This is a genomic window from Terrabacter sp. 2TAF16 (genome assembly GCF_052115065.1).
Classification (GTDB): Bacteria; Actinomycetota; Actinomycetes; order Actinomycetales; family Dermatophilaceae; genus Terrabacter.
In genome coordinates this window covers 45,511-72,204 of record NZ_JBFRFZ010000016.1, presented here as the reverse complement: position 1 = coordinate 72,204, position 26,694 = coordinate 45,511, and the positions used below count along the sequence as shown (strand labels likewise).

At 72.5% G+C, this 26,694-nt stretch carries 27 protein-coding genes; 9 read left to right on the top strand and 18 right to left on the bottom strand.

Annotated elements, in window-relative coordinates; all coding sequences use genetic code 11:
• The first annotated feature begins 37 nt into the window (after positions 1–37).
• Both AB4Z14_RS19635 and AB4Z14_RS19630 read left to right on the top strand, forming a co-directional pair.
• Complete coding sequence (locus AB4Z14_RS19635; RefSeq protein WP_442276681.1) at positions 38–385, top strand: YciI family protein; 348 nt, start codon at positions 38–40, stop codon at positions 383–385.
• Positions 386–572: 187 nt separating this feature from the next.
• The gene (locus AB4Z14_RS19630) at positions 573–1,019 is read left to right on the top strand and encodes a hypothetical protein (RefSeq protein WP_056779155.1); all 447 of its coding nucleotides are present in this window, start codon (positions 573–575) and stop codon (positions 1,017–1,019) included.
• A gap of 94 nt (positions 1,020–1,113) precedes the next feature.
• On the opposite strand, the gene AB4Z14_RS19625 is transcribed toward AB4Z14_RS19630, so the two are convergent.
• The 5 genes from AB4Z14_RS19625 to AB4Z14_RS19605 form a co-directional block, all read right to left on the bottom strand.
• Positions 1,114–1,809: a phosphodiesterase gene (locus AB4Z14_RS19625; RefSeq protein WP_442276680.1), complete on the bottom strand. Its 696-nt coding sequence runs from the start codon at positions 1,807–1,809 to the stop codon at positions 1,114–1,116.
• 74 nt (positions 1,810–1,883) lie between these two features.
• On the bottom strand, positions 1,884–2,516 hold the full coding sequence (idi, locus tag AB4Z14_RS19620; protein ID WP_442276679.1) for an isopentenyl-diphosphate Delta-isomerase: 633 nt from the start codon (positions 2,514–2,516) through the stop codon (positions 1,884–1,886).
• On the bottom strand, positions 2,513–3,628 hold the full coding sequence (locus tag AB4Z14_RS19615) for an NAD(P)/FAD-dependent oxidoreductase (RefSeq protein ID WP_442276678.1): 1,116 nt from the start codon (positions 3,626–3,628) through the stop codon (positions 2,513–2,515). The genes idi and AB4Z14_RS19615 overlap by 4 nt, the downstream gene beginning before the upstream one ends.
• Complete coding sequence (locus AB4Z14_RS19610; RefSeq protein ID WP_442276677.1) at positions 3,625–4,176, bottom strand: isoprenylcysteine carboxyl methyltransferase family protein; 552 nt, start codon at positions 4,174–4,176, stop codon at positions 3,625–3,627. Before AB4Z14_RS19610 ends, AB4Z14_RS19615 begins: the two co-directional genes overlap by 4 nt.
• 12 nt (positions 4,177–4,188) lie before the next feature.
• Entirely contained in the window at positions 4,189–5,259 is a 1,071-nt protein-coding gene (locus AB4Z14_RS19605; RefSeq protein WP_442276676.1) for a type III polyketide synthase, read from the bottom strand.
• A 93-nt stretch (positions 5,260–5,352) separates the two neighbouring features.
• Between AB4Z14_RS19605 and AB4Z14_RS19600 the strand changes: the two genes are divergently transcribed.
• Positions 5,353–6,159 (top strand): UbiA family prenyltransferase, encoded by an 807-nt coding sequence (locus tag AB4Z14_RS19600; protein ID WP_442276675.1) that lies wholly within the window; start codon positions 5,353–5,355, stop codon positions 6,157–6,159.
• A 12-nt stretch (positions 6,160–6,171) separates the two neighbouring features.
• On the opposite strand, the gene AB4Z14_RS19595 is transcribed toward AB4Z14_RS19600, so the two are convergent.
• Positions 6,172–6,573: a PPOX class F420-dependent oxidoreductase gene (locus tag AB4Z14_RS19595; protein ID WP_442276674.1), complete on the bottom strand. Its 402-nt coding sequence runs from the start codon at positions 6,571–6,573 to the stop codon at positions 6,172–6,174.
• A gap of 183 nt (positions 6,574–6,756) precedes the next feature.
• Here AB4Z14_RS19595 and AB4Z14_RS19590 point away from each other — a divergent pair, with 183 nt between their 5' ends.
• Positions 6,757–8,958, top strand: a complete 2,202-nt coding sequence (locus AB4Z14_RS19590) for an ATP-dependent DNA ligase (RefSeq protein ID WP_442276673.1) — start codon at positions 6,757–6,759, stop codon at positions 8,956–8,958.
• 56 nt (positions 8,959–9,014) lie between these two features.
• Here AB4Z14_RS19590 and AB4Z14_RS19585 read toward each other — a convergent pair whose 3' ends face one another.
• Positions 9,015–9,356, bottom strand: a complete 342-nt coding sequence (locus AB4Z14_RS19585; protein WP_235508532.1) for a hypothetical protein — start codon at positions 9,354–9,356, stop codon at positions 9,015–9,017.
• 145 nt (positions 9,357–9,501) lie between these two features.
• Between AB4Z14_RS19585 and AB4Z14_RS19580 the strand changes: the two genes are divergently transcribed.
• On the top strand, positions 9,502–9,942 hold the full coding sequence (locus tag AB4Z14_RS19580; RefSeq protein WP_442276672.1) for an SRPBCC family protein: 441 nt from the start codon (positions 9,502–9,504) through the stop codon (positions 9,940–9,942).
• A gap of 39 nt (positions 9,943–9,981) precedes the next feature.
• Here the strand turns inward: AB4Z14_RS19580 and ptsP are convergent, their stop codons facing one another.
• The 5 genes from ptsP to AB4Z14_RS19555 all read right to left on the bottom strand — a co-directional run bounded on the left by ptsP (position 9,982) and on the right by AB4Z14_RS19555 (position 15,876).
• The gene (gene ptsP / locus AB4Z14_RS19575) at positions 9,982–11,688 is read right to left on the bottom strand and encodes a phosphoenolpyruvate--protein phosphotransferase (RefSeq protein WP_442276671.1); all 1,707 of its coding nucleotides are present in this window, start codon (positions 11,686–11,688) and stop codon (positions 9,982–9,984) included.
• Between the two features lie 5 nt (positions 11,689–11,693).
• Positions 11,694–11,963 carry an HPr family phosphocarrier protein gene (locus AB4Z14_RS19570; RefSeq protein WP_256792927.1) on the bottom strand — a complete coding sequence of 90 codons (270 nt, stop codon included), beginning with the start codon at positions 11,961–11,963 and terminating at the stop codon, positions 11,694–11,696.
• Positions 11,964–12,039: 76 nt separating this feature from the next.
• Positions 12,040–14,115: a PTS fructose transporter subunit IIABC gene (locus AB4Z14_RS19565; RefSeq protein WP_442276670.1), complete on the bottom strand. Its 2,076-nt coding sequence runs from the start codon at positions 14,113–14,115 to the stop codon at positions 12,040–12,042.
• A 58-nt stretch (positions 14,116–14,173) separates the two neighbouring features.
• The gene (pfkB, locus tag AB4Z14_RS19560) at positions 14,174–15,118 is read right to left on the bottom strand and encodes a 1-phosphofructokinase (protein ID WP_442276669.1); all 945 of its coding nucleotides are present in this window, start codon (positions 15,116–15,118) and stop codon (positions 14,174–14,176) included.
• Entirely contained in the window at positions 15,115–15,876 is a 762-nt protein-coding gene (locus AB4Z14_RS19555; RefSeq protein WP_256792930.1) for a DeoR/GlpR family DNA-binding transcription regulator, read from the bottom strand. Before AB4Z14_RS19555 ends, pfkB begins: the two co-directional genes overlap by 4 nt.
• A 256-nt stretch (positions 15,877–16,132) precedes the next feature.
• Between AB4Z14_RS19555 and AB4Z14_RS19550 the strand changes: the two genes are divergently transcribed.
• Positions 16,133–17,059 carry an alpha/beta hydrolase gene (locus AB4Z14_RS19550; RefSeq protein ID WP_442276668.1) on the top strand — a complete coding sequence of 309 codons (927 nt, stop codon included), beginning with the start codon at positions 16,133–16,135 and terminating at the stop codon, positions 17,057–17,059.
• Between the two features lie 69 nt (positions 17,060–17,128).
• Here AB4Z14_RS19550 and AB4Z14_RS19545 read toward each other — a convergent pair whose 3' ends face one another.
• Complete coding sequence (locus AB4Z14_RS19545) at positions 17,129–18,913, bottom strand: alkaline phosphatase D family protein (protein WP_442276667.1); 1,785 nt, start codon at positions 18,911–18,913, stop codon at positions 17,129–17,131.
• Between the two features lie 184 nt (positions 18,914–19,097).
• On the opposite strand from AB4Z14_RS19545, the gene AB4Z14_RS19540 reads away from it, so the two are divergent.
• Positions 19,098–19,283 (top strand): hypothetical protein, encoded by a 186-nt coding sequence (locus tag AB4Z14_RS19540; protein ID WP_442276666.1) that lies wholly within the window; start codon positions 19,098–19,100, stop codon positions 19,281–19,283.
• A 36-nt stretch (positions 19,284–19,319) separates the two neighbouring features.
• Here AB4Z14_RS19540 and AB4Z14_RS19535 read toward each other — a convergent pair whose 3' ends face one another.
• The 3 genes from AB4Z14_RS19535 to AB4Z14_RS19525 are packed head-to-tail and all read right to left on the bottom strand — an operon-like array spanning position 19,320 to position 22,848.
• The gene (locus AB4Z14_RS19535) at positions 19,320–20,936 is read right to left on the bottom strand and encodes a DUF4389 domain-containing protein (RefSeq protein WP_442276665.1); all 1,617 of its coding nucleotides are present in this window, start codon (positions 20,934–20,936) and stop codon (positions 19,320–19,322) included.
• Between the two features lie 5 nt (positions 20,937–20,941).
• A complete protein-coding gene (locus AB4Z14_RS19530; protein WP_442276664.1) occupies positions 20,942–21,427 on the bottom strand; it encodes a hypothetical protein in 486 nt (161 codons plus the stop codon).
• Complete coding sequence (locus AB4Z14_RS19525) at positions 21,424–22,848, bottom strand: cyclic 2,3-diphosphoglycerate synthase (RefSeq protein WP_442276663.1); 1,425 nt, start codon at positions 22,846–22,848, stop codon at positions 21,424–21,426. Before AB4Z14_RS19525 ends, AB4Z14_RS19530 begins: the two co-directional genes overlap by 4 nt.
• A gap of 186 nt (positions 22,849–23,034) precedes the next feature.
• Between AB4Z14_RS19525 and rocD the strand changes: the two genes are divergently transcribed.
• The gene (gene rocD / locus AB4Z14_RS19520) at positions 23,035–24,255 is read left to right on the top strand and encodes an ornithine--oxo-acid transaminase (RefSeq protein ID WP_442276662.1); all 1,221 of its coding nucleotides are present in this window, start codon (positions 23,035–23,037) and stop codon (positions 24,253–24,255) included.
• 71 nt (positions 24,256–24,326) lie between these two features.
• Entirely contained in the window at positions 24,327–24,566 is a 240-nt protein-coding gene (locus tag AB4Z14_RS19515; protein ID WP_056779221.1) for a hypothetical protein, read from the top strand.
• A 31-nt stretch (positions 24,567–24,597) separates the two neighbouring features.
• Here AB4Z14_RS19515 and AB4Z14_RS19510 read toward each other — a convergent pair whose 3' ends face one another.
• Complete coding sequence (locus AB4Z14_RS19510) at positions 24,598–25,230, bottom strand: SRPBCC family protein (RefSeq protein ID WP_442276661.1); 633 nt, start codon at positions 25,228–25,230, stop codon at positions 24,598–24,600.
• A 311-nt stretch (positions 25,231–25,541) separates the two neighbouring features.
• The gene (locus tag AB4Z14_RS19505) at positions 25,542–26,690 is read right to left on the bottom strand and encodes a hypothetical protein (RefSeq protein ID WP_442276660.1); all 1,149 of its coding nucleotides are present in this window, start codon (positions 26,688–26,690) and stop codon (positions 25,542–25,544) included.
• Between the last annotated feature and the right edge of the window lie 4 nt (positions 26,691–26,694).

The following is a 26,694-nucleotide window of genomic DNA, read 5'->3' as shown; positions in this document are numbered from 1 at the left end:
CGGGACCGCCACACCATCGACCCCAGGAGCACCTCCCATGACGCAGTTCCTTCTCTCCGTCCACCACCGCGAGGGCGACGCCATGCCCTCCGAGGACGAGATCCAGCACATGTACGCCTCCGTCGACGCCTTCAACCGGAAGCTCCAGGAGACCGGGGCGTGGGTCCACGCCGGCGGGCTCACCGACGTGAGCCAGGCCAAGGTCGTCGACGCGTCGGCCGGGGCGGGGTCGGTCACCGACGGGCCGTTCAGCGAGGCCCGCGAGTGGCTCGGTGGCTTCTGGATCGTCGAGGCCGCCGACCTCGACACCGCGCTGGCCCTGGCCCAGGAGGGCTCGGCCGCGTGTCATGGTCCGGTGGAGGTCCGGGCCCTGCAGGGCGAGTGACCTCAAACCGCCCCGACGCGGACGACCCCGGGCACTGGGTGCCGCCGGGGCCGTTTGCGTGTGTTGGTGGCGGTCCGGCACGGGATCTCCCGGGCAGACGTCCGCACACCGGGTGGGCAGGTGCCGGAGCGGGTATGGCCCCGTGGGCTGTTGCTGCAGCCCTGCCCGTGACCGTCGAGGAGTACCCGTGAAGCTGCACCCGGTCGAGGCGGTGGCTCCCGGCCTCGCCGCGCGCATCGCGGGCGCCGAGCGCGGGGACGCCCGACGGTTCGCCTTCCGCGTCGCTCGCCTCGCGTGCGCGGTCGCCGGGGTGCACGACCGCAACGCGCTCGAGGTCGCCCGCGGGGGTCTCGAGCACTACCCAGAGGTCGAGGACCTCGTGGCGCTCTGGGACCTGGAGCGCGACCTCGACTCCGCGTGCGAGGCCCACCTCGGCACGCACCCCGACACGTGCAACCTCGACCAGCTCCGGCTGCACGACGAGTGCGTCGAGGCCCGTGCCGTCGCTGCCGTCATCGCCGCCCTCAAGCCCGACGCGCTCGTCGCCGCCCGGCAGGCCACCCACGAGGCATTCGCCGCCGGGTGCGAGGCCGCTGCCCTCGAAGCCCTCGCCGACCAGCTCCTCGTCAACTGACCCGACTCCGACTCCCACTCGAGTGAGCGCCCCGCCCCACTCGAGTGAGCGCCCCGCCCCACGGGGGCACCACGGGGGCACCACGGGGGCAGGTTCAGGCGTGCCGACGACCCAGCCGTCGCGCCCACCGATAGGCGGGCTCGCGCACGGCGACGACCCAGGCCGGCGGGGAGGTGCCGGCGAGCTCGTTGACGATCGGGTCGAACCGCATGGCGGCGTCAGCCTGCTCGAGGAGCAGCTGCAGGAGCCCCACAGCGCGCCAGGGGCCACCGTCGAGCGATGCCGCCAGCTCGTACTCCCGCGGCACGACCTCGTCACCTCTGGGTCTCGCGAGCAGGGCGAGCGAGTGCTCCCCGGCCCTCGTCGGCAGCAGCGTCGTCATCGACCGGCTCGCGGCCCACCGGACCGGGCGCAGGACGTAGCGGCTGACCCGGCCCGTCCCCGTCGAGGCGAGGAGGAGGTCGGCGGCCCCGCCGGACGTGCCGGCCGCCGGCAGACGCACGGCGAGGCCACCGACGTCCCAGCAACCGGGCCTGGTGCTCATGGCCCGCGAGACGCGGACCGTGCACGGGTGCACACCACGGTCGACGAGCAGCGGGACCCCCAGGTGCGCGGCCGGCGCGTCGATGCGCAGCTCGGCGTCCCAGGTCCTCCCGACGGCATGGAGCGGCTTGCGTCCGGAGGCCCATGCGACGAGCCCGAGTCCCGCGGCGAGCACGACGCCGGCAGCGCGCTCGGGAGGGGTGGGCACGCGGGGCGGAGCGGGTCTCGCGATGGAGGTGGAGGTCACGAGGTCCACGTACCCAGCCGGAGGCGCCTGCGCCGTCCCTGGGGCGGAGCGCTCACTCGAGTGGGACGGGGCGCTCAGTCGAGTGGGGGTCGCGTCGTGTGGGAGGACATGGCGGGTGGGAGGTCGGCGGCGTCGGCGGTGGGCCAGTCCGCCGGATCGGCGCCGAGAGCGGCCAGCTCGGCCACCTGCTCCCGGCACCACGTCGACACGTGGCGCCGGCCGGAGAGGACGTCGGCGGCGAACTCGCGCCACGCCACCCACTCGGCCGCCTCGACCTCGGCGGGGTCGCGGCTTGGCAGGGGTGCCACGCCGCTGACCCGGCCGACGAGGACCGGGCACAGCTCCCACTCGACGACTCCGTCCATCTCGGCGCGGTAGGAGAAGCGGGGCAGCACGAGTCGCAGGTCGTGCACGTCGAGGCCGAGCTCGTCGCGCGCACGCCGGCCGACGGCGTCCTCGACCGGCTCACCGGGCGCCGGGTGACCGCACGCAGAGTTGGTCCAGACGCCCGGGAAGGTCGCCTTGGCGAGAGCGCGCTGCGTCACGAGGAGCGAGCCGGCGTCGTCGAGGAGGTAGACGGAGAAGGCGAGGTGGAGCGGGGTGTCGGCGTGGTGGACCGTCGCCTTGGGCGCAGTGCCGATCGCCTCACCGTCCGGGGAGACGAGGACGACGAGCTCCTCGTCGGCGTCCGGCGTCACGACAGTCACCGGCCGGGCCTCGCGAGCTCGTTGACCGCGCCGCGGAAGACCGGGGGCAGCGTCGCGGCGGCGGGGACGAGCAGCCGCCGGGTCCAGGCCGGTCGCGTGACCTGGACGAGCGCGTGGGTGAGCAGCGTGTAGCGCCGGGTGGCCGCACGCCACGACCGCTCGTAGGACTGCGGGTCGTCGGCGACGACCGCTGCGACCGCCGCCCGCGCGTGGGCGAGGCCGAGCGAGATGCCTTCTCCCGTCAGGGCGTCGACGTAGCCGCTCGCGTCTCCGGCGAGCAGGACGCGCCCCTCGACGCGGTGCGTCGTGCGCTGGCGCAGCGGCCCCGCCCCGCGCACCGACGTCACGACCGGCGCCCCGTCGAGGCGCTCGCGCAGCTCCGGGAACTCGGCGAGGCTCTCGGACAGGGGGTTTCGCTGCTTGCTGAGCACGGCCACCCCGACGAGGTCGTCGGCGACGGGCGTCACGTACGCCTCCCCGTGCGCGCCCCAGTGCACCTCGACGTGGTCTCCCCACGGGCGTATGCCGTAGTGCTGGCGCAGCCCGTAGCGGCGGAGCGGGCGCGTGTCGGCGGTCCGAGCGACGCCTCCGCTCCCGCTGGGGAGGCTGCGGAAGGTGGTGTGGTCGCGGTCGAGCCCGAGGGAGCGGCGGGTCGGCGAGTGCAGCCCGTCGGCGGCGATGACCCACGGCGCGGTGAGTGTCGGCCCCTCACCCCCCGAGTCGTCGGTGCGCACCGTCACGGCGGTGTCGTCCTGCGTCACCTCGGTGGCGCCGAACGGGAGCACCTCGACGCCGGCGGCGGCGACGGCCTCGCTCAGGGCGGCGTGCAGGATGGTGCGCCGGATGCCGCGGCCGGGACCGGCCGTGAAGTCCGCCTCGGCGACCCGGCCCCGGGCGACGTAGCGGATGCCGCGGAGGTCGTGTCCGTCCGGGTCGATCCCCAGGCCGGCGAGCGCCTGGAGACCGCCGGGCATCAGACCCTCGCCGCAGGCCTTGTCGATGGAGCCGGCCCGCGGCTCGAGGACGACGGGAGACAGACCGGAGCGGACGGCATACAACGCCGTGGCGAGACCGACCGGTCCGCCGCCGATGACGATGACGTCGACACTCACGTGGCGGCCCCGCTGGGGGCGTCTGCGGGAGAGGCGATCTCGCGGAGGGCGGCGTTCTCGACGCGGATGCGGACGGTGAGCAGCGCTGCATTCGCGACGGTGAAGACGAGCGCCGTCACCCAGGCGGTGTGCACGAGCGGCAGGGCGAAGCCCTCGACGACGACGGCGACGTAGTTCGGGTGCGGGATGACGCCGTAGGGGCCGCGGCGGACGAGCGGGAGGCCGGGCACGACGATGACCCGGGTGTTCCACTGGTTGCCGAGGGTCGTGATGCACCACCAGCGCAGGGCCTGGCTGGCCACGACGAGCGCGAGCATGACCCAGGCGAGGGCCGGGACGAACGGGCGGTCGGCGAGCCACACCTCCGCGACGGCGCCGACGAGCAGCCCCGTGTGGAGCACGACCATGACGGGGTAGTGCGACTGCCCCCGCTCGACGCCGCCACGCGAGAACGCCCACGCCGCATGGCGTTTCGACACGACGAGCTCGGCGAGACGCTCGACCCCGACGAGCAGGACGAGGCCGGTGAAGAGCCACTGGGAGGTCATCGGCGCCTCCTGTCAGTCGGCCGCGCGGAGCAGGACGAGCTCGAGGCAGAAGCCGGGGCCCATCGCCATGAGCACGCCCCACGAGCCGGGCTCGGGGGTGTGGTCGGCGAGGGTGTCGGCGAGCACGTGGAGCACGGACGCGGAGCTGAGGTTGCCGATGCGGTCGAGCGAGCTCCACGTGACGCCGAGCGCCTCGCGGTCCACCTCGAGGGCCTCCTGCATCGCCTCGAGGACCTTGGGGCCGCCGGGGTGGGCGACCCACCAGCCGATGTCGGCGCGGGTCAGGCCCTCGCCCGCGAGGAAACGGTCGACGTCGTCGCGGACGTTCTCGCGCACGAGGTCGGGGACCTCGGCGCCGAGGACGATGCGCAACCCCGTCGCGCCGACGTCCCAGCCCATGGCGCGCTCGGTCCCGGGGTACAGGCGACTGCGGGTGGCGACGACGCGCGGCTGGCCGGGCGCGAGCGCGGCGGCGCGGTCGGCCCCCACCATGACGACCGCGGCGGCCCCGTCGCCGAAGAGGCCGCTGGCGACGAGGTTCGCGGTCGACCGGTCGTCGCGCTGGACCGTGAGGCTGCACAGCTCGACCGAGAGGAGCACCGCGACGTCGGCGGGGTGGCCGAGGAGGTAGTCGTGGACGCGGGCCACACCGGCGGCACCGGCGACGCACCCGAGACCGACGAGCGGGACGCGCTTCACGTCGTCGCGCAGCCCGATCTCGGCGGCGACCCGGGCCTCGATCGACGGGACGGCGAGGCCGGTGATCGTCGTCGACATGATGAGATCGACGTCCCGCGGGGTGAGACCGCACGCCGCGAGCGCCTTGGTGACGGCGTGCGAGCCGAGCTCGGTGGCGACCCGGATGAACTCGTCGTTGGCCGCCCCGAAGTCCGCGAGCTGCCAGTAGCGCTCGAGTGGCAGGGCGAGGTGACGCTGGCTCACCCCGGCGTTGGCGTGGAACCGCTCGAGGAGCGCTCGGTCGGACCCCGTCGATCCGAGCACGTCGGCGAAGGCCTCCGTGACCTCGGCCTGCGCGTAGCTGTGCTCGGGCAGGACGCCGCGGACGGCCGCTAGGTGGCTCACCCGGCCAGCCTAGGCGTCGCCGACGCACCCGGGGGGCGACGTTGGACAGCGGCCGTCGGGGCGCTCGGCCCCGTGGACACCTAGGCTCGGCGCGTGGCGGTGCGGCGGACGGTGCGAGGACTGGCGCTGGCCTGCCATCCGGGCCCGACCGTGGCCGTCACCGTGCTCACGGCGCTGCTCGCCTGGTCGGCCGGGCACACGCTGGCTCGTGGCGTCCTCGTGACCGCGGCCGTGCTCACCGGCCAGCTGTCGATCGGGTGGTCCAACGACCTCGTCGACGCGCGCCGGGACCGCGCCGTGGGGCGCACCGACAAGCCCCTGGCCGCCGGCGCCGTGACCGAGCGGGTCGTCCGGGCCGCCTGCGCGGCCGCCCTGGCCGCGTGCGTCGTGCTGTCGCTCGCGTGCGGCTGGGCCTCGGGCCTCGTCCACCTGCTCCTCGGCGTCGCGTCCGGCTGGGCCTACAACCTGTGGTTCAAGCGCACCGCGCTCTCCCCGCTGCCGTATGCCGTCGCGTTCGCCGCGCTGCCGGCCGTCGTCACGCTCGCCCTCCCCCACCCCGTCTGGCCGCCGGCGTGGGTGCTCGTGACCGGGGCCCTGCTCGGGGTGGGCGCCCACCTGCTCAACGCCCTGCCCGACCTCGCCGACGACGAGGCGACCGGGGTGCGCGGGCTGCCGCACCGGCTCGGGTCGCGGGTCGTGCGGTGGCTCGCACCCGCGGTGCTGCTCGCGGGGTCGGTCGTGGCGGCATACGGCCCCGGTCTCGACGCCACGGGGCTGGGACTGCTCGCGGCGTGCGTGGCCCTCGCTGTCGTGGCCGTCGTGGGGCGCGGGCGGCTGCCGTTCGTCGCGGCGGTGCTCATCGCCCTCGCGAACGTCGTCAGCCTCGTCGCGCGCAGCTGACCCTCGTCGCGCTCAGTCGGTCGGAGTGATCCGGACGACGACGCGCGTGCTGTTGCCGCGACGCACGACCCACTCGATGGCCATGAAGATGCGGAACTCGACGCCGTACTTGCGGCTGAGCCGGCGGTTGACGGCATCGGAGGCGGCGGAGTCGCGGATGATCTCGGCGCGGCCCTCGACGACGGGCGCGTCGGGTTTGACGTTGCCCCGACGGTCGCACGGCTGCAGCGTGACGCGTGGGTCGTGGCGCAGGCGCTTGAGCTTGCCGGCACCCTCGGGGGTGCTGACGATCGCGGCGCCGGCGTCGGGCAGCACCCACACGGGGGTCGGGACCGGCTCGCCGTCGCGGCGGTAGGTCGTCAGCAGCACGAAGCGTTCGCCACCGAGGTTGTGGAGCGTGGGCGCCTGGGTCATGGGCACGACGTACCCGCTCCGGGCGCGCCGCGAGCAGGGGTGCCCCCGTCGGCACCCTGTGCATTGGGTCACCCCGTGACTCACGGCCGGTTCGTCCGGCTCCCGCGGAACTGAGTCACCCCCTGACCCAATGCACAGCGCGTGGTCCGTCCCGTGGTCGCACCTCGTGGCTACGATCGGCGGGTGAGCGCCAAGCCCGTCGTCGTCGAAGCGCCCAGTCCGTCGAGCCCGTCGGGTGTGCGGGAGGTCCGCGTCTCGAGCCCCGACCGGGTGCTGTGGCCGGCGTCCGGGATGGCCGACGGCCAGCCGGTGACGAAGCTCGACATGGCGCACTACCTCGTCGCCGTCGCCGACCCGATGCTCCGGGCGCTCGGCGACCGGCCGGTGACGCTCCAGCGCTTCCCGGAGGGCATCGAGGGCGAGGAGTTCTTCTCCAAGAACCCGCCCAAGGGCGTGCCCGACGGCACGCGCACCGTCATGTGCACCTATCCGTCGGGCCGCAAGCACCCGCAGCTCGTCATCGACGAGATCGCCGACGCCGTGTGGGCCGCGCAGATGAACACCATCACCTTCCACCCGTGGCCGGTCCGCACGGCCGACGTCGACAAGCCCGACGAGCTGCGCATCGACCTCGACCCGCAGCCGGGGCGCGGCTTCAAGGACGCCGTCGAGGCCGCCGTCGCGCTGCGCGAGGTGATGGCCGAGATCGGGCTGACCGCATGGGCCAAGACGTCCGGCAACCGCGGCGTGCACGTCTACGCGCGGGTCGCGCCGACCCACGAGTTCCTCGACGTGCGCCACGGCGTCATCGGCATCGCGCGCGAGCTCGAGCGGCGACTCCCCGACCTCGTGACGACCTCGTGGTGGAAGGAGGAGCGCGGCGAGAAGATCTTCGTCGACTTCAACCAAGCCTGCCGCGACCGCACCATCGCCTCGGCCTACTCCCCCCGGCCGCTCCCGGGTGCGCCGGTCTCGACGCCGGTGACGTGGGACGAGCTCGGGTCCGTCGACCCCAAGGAGCTGACGGTGCGCACCGTGCCGCAGCTCGTCGCCGACCGCGGCGACGCCTGGGCCGGCATCGACGACGAGGTGGGTGACGTCGCGGCCGCGATCGCCCTGTGGGACAAGGACGTCAGTGAGCGCGGGCTCGGCGAGCTGAACTTCCCGCCCGACTACCCGAAGATGCCCGGCGAGCCGCCGCGCGTCCAGCCGAGCAAGCGCCGGCAGGACAAGGCGGATACGGAGTACATGGCTCCCAAGGCGGAGCGTGACGCCGATCTCCGCACGACGTGGGGCATGCCGGTCGTCCCTCCCGTGTCCCCGATGCTCGCCAAGCCGGTCAAGGACTTCACGGCCGTGAAGGTCGACGTGCTCTACGAGCCGAAGTGGGACGGCTTCCGGTCGATCATCTTCCGCTCCGGCGACCTCGTCGAGATCGGGTCGCGCAACGAGAAGCCGATGACACGCTACTTCCCCGACGTCGTCGAGGCGGTGCTCGCCAACTTCCCCGACAAGTGCGTCATCGACGGCGAGATCGTCCTCGTCTCGCCCGAGTCCGGCGACCGGCTGGACTTCGACCTGCTCCAGCAGCGCATCCACCCGGCGGCCTCACGCGTCAAGAAGCTCGCAGCCGAGACCCCGGCATCCTTCATCGCCTTCGACCTGCTCGCACTCGATGAGGAGTCCTACCTCGACAAGCCGTTCGCCGAGCGCCGGGCCGCGCTCGAGAAGGCCCTCGCCACGGCCGAGGCTCCGGTCCACCTGACCGCCGCGACCGCCGACCGCGACGTCGCCAGGGGCTGGTTCACCCAGTTTGAGGGCGCCGGGCTCGACGGGGTCATCGCCAAGCCGGTCGACATCGCCTACGAGCCCGACAAGCGCCTCATGTTCAAGATCAAGCACGAGCGCACCGCCGACTGCGTCGTCGCCGGCTACCGGGTCCACAAGAGCGGGCCCGACGCCATCGGCTCGCTCCTGCTCGGGCTCTACGGCGAGGACGGGCAGCTCGCCTCGGTCGGTGTCATCGGCGCCTTCCCCATGGCCCGCCGCAAGGAGCTCTTCGAGGAGCTCCAGCCGCTCGTCGCCGAGTGGGACGAGCACCCCTGGAACTGGGCTGCTCCCGCGGAGGACACCGGCGGCGTACGCACTCCGCGGTCGTCGGAGTACTCCCGCTGGAACAACCAGAAGGACCTCTCCTTCGTGCCGCTGCGGCCCGAGCGGGTGGTCGAGGTGCGCTACGACCACATGGAGGGCACGCGCTTCCGGCACACGGCACAGTTCGTCCGGTGGCGTGAGGATCGCACCACCGAGTCGTGCACCTTCGACCAGCTCGACGAGCCCGTCAGCTACGACCTCTCCGACGTCCTCTCCGCCGGATCCGACTGAGCGGCAGCTCGTCTCGGCCGAGTCAGGTGCCGCTTCGGTGCCGCTTCGGTGCCGCGTCAGTGGCGGGGCTGGCGAGGTCGGCGGTCGTGGTGTCGGTCGGCGGCCTCGCGCAGCTGGGACACGACCTTCGTCTCGGCGTCGTTGAGCGCGGCCTTGGTGTCGGTGAGGTGGGAGACGCCGATCACCGTCGGCAGACCGCTGATGCAGACCTCGACGGAGGTGTGCATGCCCGGTTGGCCACGGTCCTTGACCCGCAGCCCGATGTGGACCATCGACGGGTCGAAGCGCTCCAGCTGGGTGAACAGCTGGCTCAGCGCGTGCTCGATGAAGGGAAGGTCGTCCTCGTGGTACCCGTCCTCGAGACGGACCCGATCCATGAAGAGGCTGGACGTGCTCATGCCGAGCTCCTTTGCCGCGTGGGCGCCGGTGTCGACGTCCACCTCGATTCTATCGAGCCGCCTTGGCGTCCAACCGTTCCGGACGTATGAAGGTGGTCACCCGCGGGTCGCTGACGGTTCCCCGCATCGGCAGTAGCGTTCGAGGATGCAGTTCACCCAGGAGGTCGTCGTCCAGGTGCCGCGGGCGCGGTTCATCGAGCTCTTCGACGACCCGGACAACCTGCCGAAGTGGCAGGAGGGCCTCGTCTCGTTCGAGCCGATCCACGGCGAGCCGGGTCACCCGGGGGCCCAGTCGCGGCTGACCTTCCGGCGTGGGCGCGGCACCCTCGAGATGGTCGAGACCGTGACGCGCCGGGACCTGCCGTATGCGTTCGAGGGCACCTACGACGCCAAGGGCGTCCACTCGACGACGCGCAACGAGTTCCACGAGGCCGGCCCTGATGCCACGCGCTGGGTGACCCACAACGACTTCGAGTTCCACGGCGTCATGAAGGTCGTCGGCCTCGTGCTCGCCAAGAGCTTCCCGAAGCAGAGCCTGTCGATGATGGAGGCCTTCAAGACCTTCGCCGAGTCGCAGCCGCGCTAGCGGCCACGACCCGGCCCAGGTCGTCTCAGGGCAACGGGCTCAGAGCAGGTCGGTGAGCTCCGTCCGAGCGGCCTCGCGCACGGCCGTGAGGGCGTCGATGGCGGTGCGCGCACCGCGAGCTGCGGCCGCGAGGTCCTGACACTCGGCCACGGAGTGGAGCGACAGGGCCAGGCGCACGACCGGCACCTTGCTCGGCGCCATCGACAGCGACGAGACCCCGAGGCCGACGAGGACGAGGGCGAGCAGAGGGTCACCGGCTGACTCGCCGCAGACCCCGATGGGGCGGCCGGCTCGGGCGGCCCCCTCGCACGCGAGCCCGACGACGTCGAGGACGCCCGGCTGCCACGGGTCGAGCAGGTCGGACAGCGCGCCCTGCATGCGGTCGGCGGCCATCGTGTACTGAGCGAGGTCGTTGGTGCCGAGCGAGCCGAAGTCGACCTCGCCGAGCACGTCGTGGGCCCGCAGCGCTGCGCCGGGCACCTCGATCATGACGCCGGCCTTGGGCAGCCCGTTCTCGCGGACGCGGCGCGCGAACCACGCGGCCTCCTCCGCCGTTGCGACCATCGGGGCCATGACGCGCACGTCGGCCCCGGTCTCGCGGGCGGCGATGGCGAGCGCCTCGAGCTGGGCGTCGAGCAGGTCGGGCCGCTCGGCCGAGAGCCGCAGGCCGCGACGCCCGAGCGCGGGGTTCTCTTCCGGCCCGAGGTCGGCGAACTTGAGCGGCTTGTCGGCGCCGGCGTCGAGGGTGCGCACGACGACGCGTCGGCCTTCGAACGGCGCGAAGACGCCGCGGTAGATCTCGGTCTGCTCCTCGACCGTCGGTGCCTTCGTCGCCGAGAGGTAGACGAACTCGGTGCGGAAGAGCCCGACCCCCTCGAGGTCCTGGGCGCCGGCCGCGACGGCGTCCTCGACGCCGCCGATGTTCGCGAGCAGCGCGACCTCGGCGCCGTCGGACGTCCGACCAGGACCGGAGAGGTGGGACAACGCCTCGGCGCGACGCGCAGCCCGCTCCCGCTGGGCGGTGACGAGCTCCATGTCGGGGTCGATCGTCACCTCACCGGTGTCGCCGTCGAGCGCGACGGGCGTGCCCGCGGCGATCTCGGTGGCCCCGGCGAGCTGGACGACGGCAGGGATCCCCATCTGCGCGGCGAGGATCGCCGTGTGGCTCGTCCGGCCGCCGGCCTCGGTGATGATCCCGACGACGAGTCGACGGTCGAGCGTCGCCGTCTCGGCGGGCGCGAGGTCCTCGGCGACGATGACGCTGGGCTCGGTGAAGGAGGGTACGCCGGGGGCGGGGACCCCGAGCACCGCGGCGACCGCGCGCGACCCGACGTCCCGCAGGTCGGCGACCCGCTCGGCGAAGTAGCCGCCGAGCGCCTCGAACTGGGCGGCATACGTCTCGACGGCGTTCTCGATGGAGTGCGCCCGCCCGTGCCCGGCGGCGAGCTCCTTGGCCGCGGCCTTGACGAGGCCCTTGTCGCGGGCGATGAGGGCGGTCGCCTTGAGGATCTGCTGGGCCGTGTCGTCGACCCGGGTCGCCCGCTCCTCGAGCGAGACGGCGACCGACTCGAAGGCCGCGCGTACGTCGGCGAGCGCCGCCTCCTCGTCGTCGACCGCGGTCTCGTCGGCCGGCGGCCGGACCGGTGGTGCGACCTGCACCACCGGCCCGTACGCCGTGCCCGGGCTGACACCGATGCCGTGCCTGGTCTCCGAAGAGGGCTCCGAACGGGTCTCCGACTCGGCCATCCTCGTTACTCCGCGTCGAGGTCGCGCGAGAGGAGGTCGACGAGCGAGTCCAGCGTCTCGTCGGCGCCGTCGCCCTCAGCCGTCAGGACGACCTCCTCCCCGTGCCTGGCCCCGAGGGCCATGACGCCGAGGATGCTCGTCGCGTCGACGGGGTCCTCGCCGGGCTTGGCGATCTCGACGTCGAGCCCGGACGCGCTCGCGGCCTCGACGAAGAGAGCGGCCGGGCGGGCGTGGAGGCCCACCGAGGAGGCGATGGTGACGGTGCGGGTTGCCATGGACGTGCTCCTTCTATGGATTCAGAGTGGTCGTGCTGTCGATGTGGATCAGACGGCGATCGAGCTCACGCCCTGATCAGACCGTAGCGCTCGCCTCAACCTCTGCAAGGTGGGTGTCACGCGACTTGAGGGCGACGACGATCGACGCCATGACGAGGACGCCGATCACGAGCGCCAGCAGGAAGAGCAGGAAGTTGCCGATGAGCGGCAGCACCCAGATGCCTCCGTGCGGGGCTCGCAGCGTCGAGCCGAAGACCATGACCAGTGCTCCCGTGATCGCCGAGCCGACGACCGAGCCGGCGATGACGCGGATCGGGTCGACGGCGGCGAAGGGGATCGCGCCCTCGGAGATGAACGACGCTCCCAGCAACCAGGCCGCCTTGCCGTTCTCGAGCTCCGGCTCCGAGAAGAGCTTCGGTCGCACCGTCGTGGCGAGCGCCATCGCGAGCGGGGCGACCATGCCGGCCGCCATGACGGCCGCCATGATCTTCAGCTGCGGCGCGTCGGTGGCGGCACCTGCGGCTGCGAGACCGGTCGTGGCGAACGCGTAGGCGACCTTGTTGACGGGCCCACCGAGGTCGAAACCCATCATCGCGCCGAGGATGACACCGAGGATGATCGCGCTCGCGCCCGACATGCCCGTCAACCACGTGTTGAGCGCGTCGGTCAGGCCCTTGATCGGGCGGCCGAGCACGGTGATGAAGAGTCCGATCGTGATGAAGGACGACAGGAGTGGGATGACGACGACGGGCATGATGCCTCGCACGCCCTTGGCGACGTTCCAGTTCGAGACCCACCGGGCGACGAGACCGCCGAGCACACCGGTGACGAGACCACCGATGAATCCGGCACCCATGGTCGAGGCCACGGCGCCACCGACGATGCCCGGCACCAGACCGGGCCGGTCGGCGATGGCGAAGGCGATGAAGCCCGAGAGGATCGGCACGAGGAAGCCGAAGGCCGCGTTGCCGATGACGAAGAGCAGGGCAGCCCAGGACGTCAGGCTCAACGCGCTGAAGGTCTGCGCGATGTTGTACTGGTCGGTCGAGGTGAGGTTGTACTTCACGATCTCGATCGGGCCCTGCTCACCGATCGCGACCTGGGCGAGCATGAACGACAGGGCGATGAGGATGCCGCCGGCCGCGACGAACGGGATCATGTAGGAGACACCGGTCATCAGCCACTGGCGGATCATCGTGCCCGTGCTCGAGCCGCTCTCGACCTTCGAGACGAGCCCACCGGACGGACCTGCGGCGGCTGCGGCGGCGACGGCGGTCTCGCGCTTGCTCGGGTCGGCGTCCCACTCCGTGACGAGCTGCTCGGCCTGGGAGACGAGGGCCGGGCCGTCGGAGATGCCCTTCTTGACGCCCACGTCGACGAGCGGTTTTCCGGCGAAGCGGCCGGCGTCCTTGACGGGCAGGTCGTGCGCGAAGATCACGGCGTCGGCGGCGGCGATCTCGGCCGCGCTGAGCGGCTTCGAGCCCGCCGAGCCCTGGGTCTCGACCTTCATCGTGTGGCCGGCGGCCTTGGCGGCGTTCTCGAGGCCCTCGGCCGCCATGTAGGTGTGGGCGATGCCGGTCGGGCACGAGGTGACCCCGACGAGGTTGAGCGCGCGCTTGGCCGCCGGCGCTGCGGCGCCGGTGGTGTCCGTGCGGGCAGCACCGGCACCGGCACCGGCTCCGGCGGCCGCGGCCGCCATGACGGGCTGGTCGAGCTCGACCTCGGCACTGACGATGCGGACGACCTCGGCCTCGGTCGTCGCGGCTGCGAGCGCGGCCTTGAAGTCCTTCTTCATGAGGGCGCGGGCGAGCTTGGGCAGCATCTGCATGTGCGCGTCGCCGCCGGCCTCAGGCGCGGCGATGAGGAACACGAGCGTCGCAGGACCGTCCTTGGCGCCCCAGTCGATGCCGTCCGTGCGGCCGAAGACGAGCGACGGCTCGGTGATGGCGGCGCTGCGCGCGTGCGGGATGCCGATGCCGCCGGGAAGCCCGGTCGCCATCGTCTCCTCGCGCTTGCGCACGTCGCTGAGGAAGGTGTCGAGGTCGGTGCACCTGCCGGACGCGACGAGGCGCTCGCCGAGCTTCCGGGTCGCCTCGTGGCGGTCGGCACCGGTGAGGTCGAGGACGACCTGGTCTTCGGTGATGAGGGACATGCGTTTTCCTTTCGGAGGATGAGGCGATCAGGTGTTCGGCATCAGTGGTCGTGCCGTGTCAGGAGAGGACACGGCCGAAGTCGGGCTCGCGCGTCAGCTCGGCGCGTATGCCGTCGAGGTCCTCGGGCTTGGGCACCCGGCTTCCGGGGAGGGTGACCGCCGCGGCACCCCACGTCACGCCCGTCAGGAGCGCGTCGGCCGGGTCCTGACCGGTCGACAGGCCGTGGAGCATGCCGGCCAGCATGCAGTCGCCGGCGCCCACCGTGGACAAGGGCGCCGTGATCGACGCGTGGCCGTGGGCGCAGTCGTCGGCCGTCACGAGCAGGGCCCCGTCGCCGCCGAGGCTGACGGCCACGACGTCGATGCCGCCGGCGACGAGCTCTCGGGCCGCGTCCCGGACGTGGCCCAGGGTGGGCAGGTCGTGGTCGACGAGCTCGGCGAGCTCCTCGTGGTTGGGCTTGATGAGGTGCGGCTTCGCGGCCACGGCCGCGGCGAACGGTGCGCCTGACGAGTCGATGGCGATCCGCCCGCCGCGCTCGCGCACGCGCCTGACGAGGCCGGCGTAGAGGTCGGTCGAGGCGCCGGGCGGGAGGCTGCCGCAGCCGACGACCCACTGCGCGCCGGTGGCGCGATCGAGGGTGGTGGCCAGCAGCGCTTCCACCTCGGCGGCGGACAGGTCGGGGCCGGGCTCGTTGAGCTTCGTCGTCGTGCCGTCCGGCTCGAGGACGCTGATGTTCATCCGGACCGAGCCACCGACCGGCACGGACGCGTAGGCGACACCGGCGCTGTCGAGCAGCTGCTCGAGCAGGTGGCCCTCGGGCCCGCCGCTCGGGATGACCGCGACGGTCGAGCTGCCCTGCGCGGCGAGGACGCGGGAGACGTTGACGCCCTTGCCACCCGGGTCGATCCGGCTGCTCGTGGCGCGGTGCACCTCGCCGGGACGGAGCACGTCGATGAGGACGGCCCGGTCGATGCTCGGGTTGGGCGTGAACGTGACGATCATGCGGTCACCACTTCCGGTCCGGCCGCTCGGATCTCGGCGGCGACGTCGTCGTCGAGGTCGGTGTCGCTGATGACGACGTCGACGTCGGCGAGCTGGGCAAATCGGTGGAGGTGGTCGTCGCCGGCCTTGCTCGAGTCGGCGAGGACCACGCACTTGCGGGCGGCGGTGACCATGGCGCGTTTGACGAGGGCCTCGGACTGGTCGGGCGTCGTGAGGCCCCGGACGACGGACAGGCCGTTGGTGCCGATGACGGCGACGTCGACGACGACGTCGGCCAGGGCGCCGGTGGCCCAGTCGCCGACGGCGGCGCCGGTCGTGCCGCGGACGCGTCCACCGAGGAGGTACAGCGTGATGCCTGGGTGGGTCGAGAGGACCGTCGCCGCGGCGAGGCTGTTGGTGAGGACCGTGAGGTCGAGGTCGGGCGGGAGCATCTCGGCGACGGCCAGGGTGGTCGAGCCGCCGTCGAGGATGATGCTGCCGCCGCTGGGCAGCTCGTCGAGCGCACGGGCCGCGATGCGACGCTTGACGTCGGCGAGGCGGCCGGACCGCGTGGCCAAGGTCGGCTCGACCTCGAGGCGCTCGACGGGGATCGCGCCACCGTGGACCCGGCGCAGGGAGCCGCGGCGTTCGAGGGCGGTGAGGTCGCGGCGCACGGTCTCGGCGGCGACACCCAGCGAGTCGGCGAGGGCGGTGACCTCGACCCGGCCGGCGCGACGCGCCTCAGCGATGATCCGCTGCTGCCGCTCCGCTGCGTACATCGGACTCCTTCGTCCTGTGTGGTTCCCATCGTGCCCTCTGGGGCTCGTCCCACAAGGAAACCACCGGTGCGGCGTGAAGTAAATAGATTCGGGCACCCGTTTCTGTGGTTTCCAGACGGCGATGTCCGCGAAACGGGCAATGCGGGCGGCCGGCCCGACGCCCGAGCCACCTCGTGGGCAGACGCTCCCCCGAGACGCGGCGGACGGCATACGCTGCCGCTCGACGGCCAGTCACCGAGCAGATCGAGGACGATCCATGCAGAGCAGCACGTTCACGCTGACCACGCCCGACGGCACCGACGTCTTCGTCAACCGGTGGCTCCCCGACGGCGACGTGAGGGCGGTCGTCCAGATCGCGCACGGCCTCGCCGAGCACTCGAGCCGCTACGCCCGCTTCGCCCAGCGCCTCACCGACCACGGGTATGCCGTCTACGGCTCCGACCACCGCGGGCACGGCAAGACGTCGAGCCCACGCGGCTCCTTCGCCGAGCGGGACGGCTGGCAGACGGTCATCGACGACCTGCACGCCGTCACCGACAAGGCCCGCGAGGAGCAGCCGGGGCTGCCCGTCGTCCTCGTCGGCCACAGCATGGGCTCGTTCATCTCGAGGGGGTATGCCGCCCAGTACGGTCCCGAGCTCGCCGGCCTCGTGCTGACGGGCACCGCCGGGGGCGCTGGTGCCATCGGCAAGGTCGGCGTCTTCCTCGCCTCGACCCAGGCCCGGCTCCGCGGGCACGAGCACGCGAGCGGCCTGATGAACACGCTGAGCTTCGGGCAGTACAACTCGGCGTTCAAGCCGACCCGCACCGACTTCGACTGGCTCTCGAGGGACCCGGCCGAGGTCGACAAGTACGTCAACGACCCCGACTGCGGATTCGTCTTCAGCGCAGGCGGATTCGCCGACCTGCTGCGCGGGCTCGAGTCGGTCAACACCGACCGCGTGGCCTCGCGCATCCCCAAGGACCTGCCGGTCCACCTCGCCTCGGGCGACCAGGACCCGGTCGGCGCCAACGGCAAGGGCGTGCAGCAGGTCGCCGACCAGCTGCGACGGCTCGGGGTGCAGGACGTCACGGTGAAGCTGTGGCCGCAGGCCCGCCACGAGATCCTCAACGAGACGAACCGCCACGAGGTCGAGGTCGAGATCGTCGACTGGATCGACGCGCACCTCGCCGCTCAGGGCTGACCCACACCGCACGCGCACGGCAGCGCCCACTCGACCACGAGCGGCGAGTGGGCGCTGCCGTGCCGGAGGTCAGCCGCCGCGGGGCAGGTCCGAGCGCGGGCCGACCGGCCCGGTCGCCGGCGAGAGGCGGCGTGTGCCCGCGAGCGTCTGGAGGCTGCGCGTGTAGGTGGGCACGATCGTCGGGACGACGCGCGGGTCGGGCTGGGCGCTCGTCGGCACCGGGGTGTGGTGGTAGTCGGCCTGCACGCGCTCGGGCGTCACGTCGATGACGACGTAGCCGTGGCTGACCCCGTCGATGTAGCGCAGCCACGGGTTGAGCTGCTGCGCCGCGCCGATGGCCTGCCGGGTCACGGCGACGACGACCTCGGGCGGCTGTCCGGCGAGCTGCGGCGTGCGGCCGAGCACCTCGAAGAAGCCGTCGCTCGTCACCGACGGGCAGACGAACTCGACCCCCGCGGAGGCGTATGCCGTCTGGCCGGGTGACGACGTCACGGGCAGGTCGCACGAGAACGACGCGTGGATGTCGCCGGTCAGCACGACCGCGTCGCCGGCGGCCGGGGGCTGCGCGGCGAGGTGGTCGAGCAGGCTCCTGCGGTCGGCGGTGTAGCCGTCCCACTGGTCGGCGTTGACGAAGGTCAGACCGGGGGCGCCGAGCGCGGCACCCGGGTAGAGGACCGGCGCGACCATGACCTGGTTGCCGAGCAGGTGCCACTGGCGCCCCTGCTCGGCGAGGCCGTCCTTGAGCCAGCTCAGCTGCTCCGGTTCGGGCAGGTGCCGGGCCGCCGAGGCGATGGCCCCGTCGATCGCCGGGCTGACCCCGATCGGGACGAACCCGTCGAACGGCACGTCGGGCACGGTCACCTGGGCGCTGCGGTTCTGCCTCGTCTCGAGGATCGACAGGTCGCCGAGGGCTCCGAACGTGAACCGCTTGAAGAAGCGCGTGCCCCGGTGCGGCACGGACTGGTCGGGCATCCGGAACGGCATCCACTCGAGGTAGGCCTGCATGGCCTGGGCCCGGCGCGCGAGGTAGTCGCCCTCGCCCGCCTGGTGGTTCTGGGCGCCGCCGGCCCACGCGTTGTTGGCGACCTCGTGGTCGTCGAAGATCGTGATCCACGGCAGCTTCTGGTGCGCGGCCTGCGCGTCGGGGTCGGCCTTGTGCAGCGCGTGGCGCAGCCGGTACCCGGTCAGGTCGATGGTCTCGGTCGCGGGCTGGCCGTCGCGGACGCCGACGAGCGCGGCGGGGCCGTAGCGGTCGGCGCCGTTGCCGTACTCGTAGATGTAGTCGCCGACGTGGAGCACGAAGTCGAGGTCGTCGCGGGCGGCGATGGCGCGGTAGGCCGTGAAGAAGCCGCCCGTGTAGTTGCTGCAGCTGACGAGGGCCATCCGCAGCGCGTGGGTCTCGCCCGCGATGTCGCCTGCGGTCTGGGTGCGCCCGACGTCGCTGAACTCACCGAGCGACTGGAAGCGGTAGAAGTAGCGCGTGTAGGGGTCGAGCCCGGTGACGTCGACCTTGACCGTGTGGTCGCTGTCGGGCGAGGTCATGACGGTGCCGTGGGCGGCGATCCGCGTGAAGCGCTGGTCGCGGGCGACCTGCCAGCGCACCGGGATCGACCGGCCCAGGCCGCTGCCCGGAGTGGCGACGGGCTCTCCGGGTCGGGCCGGTGGCGTGGCGCGGGTCCAGATGATGACGGAGTCGGCGGTGGGGTCGCCACTGGCGACCCCGTAGCCGAAGATGCCCCGACTGGCCGGCGCCGCAGCGGCGGCCGGGTCGAAGACGCGGGGGACGGCGAGGGCGGCGGTGGCCGCGGCCACACCCTTGAGGAGGGTGCGCCGGTCGAGGGACGGCGTTGTCATGCTCCGGAGGCTATGCCCGCCCGGTGACGGACAGGGGCGTACGCGTCGACCGGCATCGGGCGAGCGCGTGACCGATGGTGGTCGGCGACGGCATACGGCTTCGGTTGGCCGCCGGCGCGTGGGGTGACGGGGCGGGTCCGGCGACGTAGCGTCGGCACATGAGCACCTACCTGCGGGTCCGGTCATGACCCGCCCGGTCCGCGTCATCGTCGGCGTCCTCGTGCTGCTCGTCGGAGCGCTGTGGACGCTGCAGGGTCTCGGCTACGTCGGCGGCAGCGCGATGTCGGGCAACACGCTGTGGGCCGTCATCGGTCCGATCGTCGCCGTCGCGGGTCTCGGGCTCGCACTGTCGCGACCTCGCCGCCCCTGACCGAGGCGGCAGGAGCGCTGCGGCGAGGTCAGCCGGTCAGCTGACCCGGGTGGGGCCGGTCGGGCGGACGGCGTCGTCGGCCACCGGCGGCGGGAGCGTCGGGGGTGGCGGCGGTCCCGGCAGTCCCTGGGGCACCTCGGCACCACCCTCGTCGAGCTGGAACGGCGGGTAGACGTCCGTCATGAGCGCGGCGTAGGCGATGACGCGGTAGACCCACCGGTTGAGGCCGGCGACGAGGTCGAAGAGGGCTCGCGGGTAGTGGCCGGCGAAGAGGAGCGACAGCCCCGCGACGAGGACGAGCAGTCCGAGCAGGCCTCCGCTCAGGATGTTGAGGCGACCGTTCCCGTCGGTGTCCCTCGCCCAGGTCCACGCCCACGAGCCGCCACCGACGAGCAGGCCGACGATGAGGTAGTGCGGGATCGCGAGCAGCCACCACTTGACGAGGACGAGACCCCGCGAGAGCCGCCCCGGGTAGGCGATGTCGAGCCGCGCCGGATAGTCGGGCTCGTCGTCGAGGCTGAACGGCGGGTAGCGGTCGGTGCCGAGGCCGCCGCTGCTCGCGTAGTAGGACACGCGCCAGGTCCACCGGAGCACCCCGAGGTTGAAGTCGAAGAGCCCGCGGGGGTAGCGCCCGGTGACGAGGATCGCGAAGAACGCGAAGACACTGACGACCGAGAACGCGATCCACAGGAAGCCGAGCACGATGACGTGCGGTATCGCGAGGAACCACTTGACGAGCCACAGCCACCGCGAGAGCGGCTCGTCGAGGCGCGCGTCGAGCGCGACCGGACTCACGGCTCGGGGGTGCGTCGGCAGCGACGCCGGTGCGGCGACGGGGGACGCCTCGACGGTCGGGGCGGGCAGGCCGCCGTCCGGCGGCACGATGCCGCCAGGCTGGGGCGGCCTGGTGCCGTTCGCGCCGCGGACGATCAGGGCCACGGCGATCCCCGTCAGGACGAGACCGATCCCGAGCATGACGAGAGCGAGGGGCAGGAGGAAGCCGGCCCGCACCCCGACGGTCGCGGCGACGGCGACCCCGGCGCTCCCGTCGGCGTTCATGATGACGGCGGCCCACTGGCCCCCGGTGACGCGCCAGGACAGCTGCTGCTGGCCGGCACCGGTGGCCGAGGTGGTCCAGAAGGTCTGCGTCGTCGGGGCGGCCACGGTCGAGGCGCCCGGAGTCGCCCGCAGCACCGCGGCGCTCGCGCTCCCGTCGCGGGCCCGCGCGATGCCGACGACCTGCTCGTGGGCGACGCCCTGGAGGTATGCCGTGAGGTCGCCGGACGGTGCCACGCCGAGGAACACGTCCGTCCCGGACGCGAGCGGACGCGCCGTGAGGCGGAGGTCGAGGTCGAGCCGGTCGAGCACCCAGGCGGGCACGTCGGGACCCGTCTCGACGACGATGTCCTCGGCCGTGATGGCCGGCGACTGGCTCGTGAGGGCAGGGAGCGTCAGGGAGAGGTAGCCCGCGTCGTCCCGCCCCACGGCATACGTGATGGCGAGGCCGGCGCCGCCGAGGAGCAGACCCAGCCCGGGCAGGATGAGCAGGCAGCCGATGACGAGGGCCGCGATGTGGCGCCCAGCGGGATGGAACCCACCCGTCGTGCCGGGAGGGGCCATGGGGTTGGAGGGGTTGGGACTGGTGGCGGTCACGACGATCACATCCTCGGGAAGCGGCCCGTGACGAGCCGCACGATGGCCTCGACGATCCCGACGACGCTGCCGACGACGCCGATCGCGAGCAGCACGCGCGCGACGACCTCCCAGCCGGTGCCGATGACGTCGAGCGGGAAGACCTGCCACATCTGCACCAGGGCGATGAGGCCGAAGCCGATGGAGATGATGTCGCCGAAGGCCCGCGGTCGTGGCTCGTCGACGACGACGTTGACGAGGTCGGCGATGGCTCTCGCGATGATCGAGGCGTTGACCGCGCCGATGACGAGGACGGTGCGCGGGGTGAGGAACGGCACGACCTCCCAGCCGGGCCAGACGTTGATGAGCAGGAGCATGACGAGGCTCGTGAGGAGCGACCCGGCGTAGCCCGCACGCCGCCCCCGCTGGGGTACGGGCGCACGGGGGTCGAGCTCGTGGCCGCTCCGGTGGTCGCGAGAGTCGGAGGGCAGGTGTTCGGTCGGCGTGGTCATGACGCGCTCCCCGCCAACGTGGAGTCCGCATGGGTGCCGAGGACGTCCTGGACGTCGAGGGGCAGCGCGGTCCGGAGCGCGGCCGCGAGGCCACCGGGCACGATCTCGCGCAGCTCGTAGCGAGCCCGCACGAGGGGTGCGGGCACCGTCAGCACCCGGGTGAGGTCGATGGGCGTGCCGCTGACGACGGCTTCGCACTCACCCGCGACGACGGCCGACCGGATCGTCGCCTCGAGGTCGCGCACCTGGCCCCCGCCGTAGCCCATGGCCGGCAGGACGCCCCGCGCGTTCGGGTACTTCGCGTAGGTCGCGGCGATGGACCCCACGGCATACGGGGTCGGGTCGACGATCAGGGCGGCACCGGCCGCGCGCGCGCCGACGACGCCGGCGCCATAGGTCATCGAGCCGTGCGTCAGGGTCGGTCCGTCCTCGACGACGATGACGCGGCGGCCGTGGACGGCGGCGGGATCGTCGACGGTGACCGGGCTGTCGGCGCGCAGCACCGTGGCACGGGGGTTGAGGGCGCGCACCGATGCCTCGACCGCCTCGATGTCGGCGGTGCGTGCCGAGTCGCACTTCGCGATGACGACGACGTCGGCCATCCGGACGTTGGCCTCGCCCGGGTGGTAGGCCGCCTCGTCGCCGGGTCGCAGCGGGTCGGCGAGGACGACGTGGAGGTCGGGGACGTAGAAGGGGAGGTCGTTGTTGCCGCCGTCCCAGAGGATGACGTCGGCCTCCTGCTCGGCCTCGCGCAGGATCCGCTCGTAGTCGACACCGGCGTAGACGACGACGCCCGCGTCGAGATGCGGCTCGTACTCCTCACGCTCCTCGATCGTGCAGTCGTGGCGGTCGAGGTCGGCGTAGGTCGCGAAGCGCTGGCACGCCTGGGCGGCGAGGTCGCCGTAGGGCATCGGGTGCCGGACCGCGACGACGCGCTGGCCGAGGTCGAGGAGCAGCCGGGCGAGGTAGCGCGTCGTCTGGCTCTTGCCGACGCCCGTGCGCACGGCGGTCACGGCCACCACGGGCTTCGTGCTGCGCAGCATCGTGCGCCGCGCGCTGTGGAGACGGAAGTCGGCGCCGGCAGCGATGCAGCGTGATGCGAGGTGCATGACCTGTTCGTGCCGCACGTCGGAGTAGGCGAAGACGACGACGTCGACGTGCTCCCGCTCGACGAGGTCGGGCAGCTCGGACTCCGCGACGATCGGAATGCCTTGCGGATAGAGCGATCCCGCGAGCTCGGGCGGATAGCGGCGGCCGTCGATGTCGGGGATCTGCGTCGCGGTGAAGGCGACGACCTCGGAGGCAGGGTCGTCGCGGAAGACGACGTTGAAGTCGTGGAAGTCCCGGCCGGCAGCGCCGAGGATGACGACGCGAGTCCGGGCTGCACGGTGAGTGTCGGTGCTGGGGCTGGTGGTGCTCATGGCCATCTCCACGGCTGGGTCACCGACGTGACCGACACACCTCACCACGGGTAGTCCTGGCTGCGGGACCCGCCTCTCCGAGTGTCCCACCGGGGCGTCGTGGCGGCGATGGTCCGAGAGCGGGATCACCCCGGTTTCGAGTCACATTCGGCCACCACCGAAGCGGTCCGGTGCCACGATCGAAGGGTGAGCGACACGGCGGCACGAACCGGGACCACGCACGAGCACGTCTCCTTGGCGCAGAGCTGGATCGCCAACAACTACAGCCCATTACCCGTCGTCATCGCGTCTGCCGAAGGCGCCTGGGTCACCGACGTCGACGGTCGCCGCTACCTCGACGCGCTGGCCGGCTACTCGGCCCTCAACTTCGGTCACCTCCACCCGACGCTCGTCGCCGCGGCCCGGTCGCAGCTCGACCGGCTGACGCTGACGAGCCGCGCCTTCCACAGCGACCGGCTCGGACCCTTCTGCCGGGACCTCGCGACCCTCGCCGGCAAGGAGCTCGTGCTGCCGATGAACACCGGCGCCGAGGCCGTCGAGACGGCGATCAAGACGGCGCGACGGTGGGGCTACGAGGTCAAGGGCGTGCCGGACGGACGGGCCCGGATCGTCGTCATGGCCGGCAACTTCCACGGCCGCACGACGACGATCGTCAGCTTCTCCGACGACCCGCTCGCGCACGACCACTACGGCCCCTACACACCCGGCTTCGACATGGTGCCCTTCGGCGACCTCGCGGCGGTCGAGGCCGCGATCACCGACGAGACCGTCGCCGTGCTCCTCGAGCCGATCCAGGGCGAGGGCGGCGTCATCCTCCCGCCCGACGGGTGGCTGCGCGACGTGCGCCGGCTGACCCGGGACCGGAACGTGCTCATGGTCGCCGACGAGATCCAGTCGGGGCTCGGTCGCACCGGCACGACCTTCGCCTGCGACGTCGAGGGCGTCGTGCCCGACATCTACGTCCTCGGCAAGGCGCTCGGGGGCGGCATCGTCCCGGTGTCGGCCGTCGTCGCGGACCGTGACGTGCTCGGCGTCTTCACGCCCGGCAGCCACGGGTCGACCTTCGGCGGCAACCCGCTCGGGGCGGCGGTCGGGCAGGCGGTCGTCGGACTGCTCTCGACCGGTGAGTTCCAGCAGCGGGCGCGGCACCTCGGCGCGCTGCTCGACGACGGGCTGCGCGACCTGATCGGGCACGGCGTCGACGCGGTGCGCTGCCGCGGCCTCTGGGCCGGCGTCGACCTCGACCCGGGCCTCATGACCGGGCGCGAGGCGTCGCACCGACTTCTCGAGCACGGCGTCCTCGTCAAGGACACGCACGGCTCGACGGTGCGCATCGCTCCCCCGCTCGTCGTCGGCGAGATGGAGCTCGAGATCCTCCTCGACGCCTTCCGGGCGATCCTGCGTTGAGGGTCGATCCTGCATCCGTCTTGCCACCCGCGTTCCAGCACCGAGAGCTCCACCGTCCCTGAGGAGGGGTCATGGCACAGAAGAAGTGGTCGGACCTGACGAGCGGCCAGCAGCGGGCGATCCTCGTCGCGGGCTGCGTTCAGCTGTCGCTGGCGGCGACGGCCTGGGCCGACCTGGCCCGACGGCCGGCGAGCGAGATCGTGGGGAGCAAGGGAAAGTGGGCCGCGATCATCGCGATCAACTTCGTCGGACCGCTCGCCTACTTCGCGCGGGGACGGCGGGTGGTCGCCACGGAGGCGTCGGCCGCCTGATTCGCGATCGCACGCGCACGGAGACCGCGGCCTACGCCATGGCCGCGCGCTCGGCGCGGTCGCGGATGCCGCGGAGCATCTTCTGGCTCATGAGGGAGCTCGCGGCCGAGACCGGCTCGACGAGGAGCGGCGACCAGCGGTGGGTGTAGGCGAAGCGCTCGCGGGTGATGAGCCGTGTCGCGCGGTGCGGGTGCCGGCGCAGGACGAACGACCACGTGAAGTCGTACGGCGCGGCCTCCGGGTCGCCGGGCACGGCCGGCGCGGCGTGCAGCACGAGTGAGCGCCCGGGTTCGACCGAGGCGACGGCCAGAGCTACCTGCGGGTGGAGGCGCACGAGGTCACCGACGGCGAGCTGCTGCCATTCGGGGGCGATGGCGTCGGCGCTGCGCAGTCGGCAGCCGGCGAGGTTCTCGAGCCGGTCGTAGCTGTAGAAGCCGCCCCGATCGGCACCGAGCTGCACGACCCACGGCCAGACGTCCTCGGGCGGCGCCTCAATGGTGATGGCGCGCGTCGCGACGAGGCCGGCGACCGGGAGGATCTCGTCGCCCGGGAGGTGCTCGCGCGTCTCCTCGGTCGTCGCACCCCAGTGCAACGCAGACCAGCGCAGCGTCACCACGGACAGGACCGCGGCGCCGGCGACCAACGGTGCGACGAGGCGCCTCATGATCTCCACGGTAGTCCGGAAACCGTTGGCGCGCGGCGAGATCCGCGTCACCGTCGAGTCGGGCGCCGAGGCGGTTCCGACACGAAACACCCCGGAAAGTGTTGGAGCCCGGCTCGCGTTCGCGAGTCCGGGCTACCAGTGACGGTTCACGTACCACAACGGGCCAACCGTCGAAGTCTTGGTCTTCCTGGGAACGAGTGTCCCGCCCCAGGGCGACCGCGACAGAGTGACACGCCGGTGTCGGCGCAGTTCGTGGAAATGACGCAAGATGGCACAAACAGACCAGAAGTGACTAGTCCCCCAGCGCCTACTCAGCTGATCGGCGACCCCGTTGCAAGACCGGTGAGCGCGCCGTCGGGGACGACGCGGACGCAGCCCCACTCGAGGCCGAGCCGGTCCATGACGGCCTGGCTCGTGACGTGACGCAGGCGCCCGCCGTCGACGAGCCACACCGGGTCGGCGGACCGCTCGCGCAGCAGGGTCCGGTCGAGCGGCATCTGGCGCAGACCGGTGAGCGACCCCTGCGGGATCTCGCGGACCTTGCCCCAGTCGAGGCCGAGACCCTCGAAGACCTCGGGCGACGGGATCCAGAAGGCCTTGCCGCCGTAGACGACGTGGATCGGGTCGGTGCCGCGCTCGCGGACGAGCGTGCCGTTGCCGGGGTGGGTCGCGACGTGGGCCATCGACCCGGGCTTGGCCGACACGACGGCGTCCCAGCGCAGCCCGCACGCGTCGAACTCCGCGGGTGACGGCACCCAGAACTGGCCCCCGCCGCGGATCATCATGATGCGCGGGTCGGTCGAGTCGTGGATGACGCGGCCGTCGGCGAGGTAGCCCGGCACCTTGCGGGTGTAGCTCTCGACGAAGAGCCCGCGCCACGTCTTGCCGTTGCTGCCGGTGATGGCGCGCTCGGCCGGGTCGTCGACGGTGGTGAGCTTGAGCCGGACCTCCTGGCCCGGGTTGTTGTTGTCGTAGACGAGGACGTAGGTGTAGCGGCTGTCCTGCTCCCAGCCGTACGCGACGACCTGGTGGTCGTTGCCGAGCTCGGTGACCGAGCGGGCCTGGGTGAGGCCGAGCAGGACCGGCTGGCCGGAGTTGAGACGCGCCCTGAGCTTGGGCAGCTCGTCCTCGCGGGTCATCCGGGCGACGCCCTTGCCGCGCAGCCAGGTCGGGTGGTCGAGGCTCGTCGCGTACTGGACGAACTTCAGACCGTTGTCGACGAAGGTGTCCATGAGCCGGGCGTAGATGTAGTCGGCGACGAGCGAGCCGTCCTGCGGCAGAGTGCCGTTCGTCGACATGGCGAGGCCGGCGTACCAGTAGTCCATGGCGGCGGCCGCCATGCCGCCGCAGCGGCCGCGGGTCGTGATGTCGACCCCGACGGCCGGGATCCGGAGGACGTGGTTGGTGAAGCCGTTGCTGAAGGCGAAGCCGTTCTCGGCGGGCGTGAAGCTGATGCGCATGGTC

Coding starts and splice junctions, on each gene's coding strand:
- AB4Z14_RS19635 (WP_442276681.1), top strand. CDS start 38: ATGACGCAGTTCCTTCTCTCCGTCCACCACCGCGAGGGCGACGCCATG.
- AB4Z14_RS19610 (WP_442276677.1), bottom strand. CDS start 4,176: ATGACCTCCCAGTGGCTCTTCACCGGCCTCGTCCTGCTCGTCGGGGTC.
- AB4Z14_RS19595 (WP_442276674.1), bottom strand. CDS start 6,573: ATGACCCAGGCGCCCACGCTCCACAACCTCGGTGGCGAACGCTTCGTG.
- AB4Z14_RS19585 (WP_235508532.1), bottom strand. CDS start 9,356: ATGAGCACGTCCAGCCTCTTCATGGATCGGGTCCGTCTCGAGGACGGG.
- AB4Z14_RS19580 (WP_442276672.1), top strand. CDS start 9,502: ATGCAGTTCACCCAGGAGGTCGTCGTCCAGGTGCCGCGGGCGCGGTTC.
- ptsP (WP_442276671.1), bottom strand. CDS start 11,688: ATGGCCGAGTCGGAGACCCGTTCGGAGCCCTCTTCGGAGACCAGGCAC.
- AB4Z14_RS19570 (WP_256792927.1), bottom strand. CDS start 11,963: ATGGCAACCCGCACCGTCACCATCGCCTCCTCGGTGGGCCTCCACGCC.
- AB4Z14_RS19565 (WP_442276670.1), bottom strand. CDS start 14,115: ATGTCCCTCATCACCGAAGACCAGGTCGTCCTCGACCTCACCGGTGCC.
- pfkB (WP_442276669.1), bottom strand. CDS start 15,118: ATGATCGTCACGTTCACGCCCAACCCGAGCATCGACCGGGCCGTCCTC.
- AB4Z14_RS19555 (WP_256792930.1), bottom strand. CDS start 15,876: ATGTACGCAGCGGAGCGGCAGCAGCGGATCATCGCTGAGGCGCGTCGC.
- AB4Z14_RS19550 (WP_442276668.1), top strand. CDS start 16,133: ATGCAGAGCAGCACGTTCACGCTGACCACGCCCGACGGCACCGACGTC.
- AB4Z14_RS19545 (WP_442276667.1), bottom strand. CDS start 18,913: ATGACAACGCCGTCCCTCGACCGGCGCACCCTCCTCAAGGGTGTGGCC.
- AB4Z14_RS19540 (WP_442276666.1), top strand. CDS start 19,098: ATGACCCGCCCGGTCCGCGTCATCGTCGGCGTCCTCGTGCTGCTCGTC.
- AB4Z14_RS19530 (WP_442276664.1), bottom strand. CDS start 21,427: ATGACCACGCCGACCGAACACCTGCCCTCCGACTCTCGCGACCACCGG.
- AB4Z14_RS19525 (WP_442276663.1), bottom strand. CDS start 22,848: ATGAGCACCACCAGCCCCAGCACCGACACTCACCGTGCAGCCCGGACT.
- AB4Z14_RS19515 (WP_056779221.1), top strand. CDS start 24,327: ATGGCACAGAAGAAGTGGTCGGACCTGACGAGCGGCCAGCAGCGGGCG.
- AB4Z14_RS19510 (WP_442276661.1), bottom strand. CDS start 25,230: ATGAGGCGCCTCGTCGCACCGTTGGTCGCCGGCGCCGCGGTCCTGTCC.
- AB4Z14_RS19505 (WP_442276660.1), bottom strand. CDS start 26,690: ATGCGCATCAGCTTCACGCCCGCCGAGAACGGCTTCGCCTTCAGCAAC.